Consider the following 617-nt stretch of genomic DNA (forward strand, 5'->3'; position numbering starts at 1 on the left):
GCATTAATATACGTAAAAATTTAATAGTAAATTAGAATATGGCACTATTCAGAAAAAGAATAGATTTGCTTTGATAAAAAGAAAGAAGGCATTATAATGAATACAAGTGTTACAATACGTATGGCAGCTAAAGAAGATGCAAAAGAAATTTTGGAAGTTTATGCACCTTATGTAAAGGATACTGCAATAACTTTTGAATATGATGTTCCAACTGTTGAAGAATTTAGTGATAGGATTAATAATACACTAAAAAAATATCCATATATTGTAGCAATAGATAGCAGTCAGATTATTGGCTATGCATATGTTTCGCCATTTAAGGGGAGAGCTGCATATGATTGGGCTGTTGAAACTACTGTATATGTAAGACAGAATTGTCAAGGTAAAGGCGTAGGCAAAAAATTGTATTTAGCCTTGGAAGAAATATTAAAGAAGCAAAATATTCTTAATATGAATGCGTGTATAGCTTATACATCTATTGAGGATATAAATCTCACCAATGACAGTAAATATTTTCATGAGCATTTAGGATATAATAAAGTTGCGCATTTTTCTAAATGTGGATATAAGTTTAAAAAGTGGTATGATATGATTTGGATGGAGAAAATTATCGGAGA

1 protein-coding gene is annotated in these 617 nt (G+C 29.7%); it reads left to right on the forward strand.

Going from position 1 to position 617, the window contains the following annotated elements; genetic code table 11:
- Positions 1-96: 96 nt before the first annotated feature.
- Positions 97-617 (forward strand): GNAT family N-acetyltransferase (locus tag CLOBL_RS27360; protein WP_077861851.1); only part of this gene is annotated, 521 nt, incomplete at its 3' end.

The organism is Clostridium sp. BL-8, assembly GCF_002006495.1.
Classification (GTDB): Bacteria; Bacillota; Clostridia; order Clostridiales; family Clostridiaceae; genus Clostridium.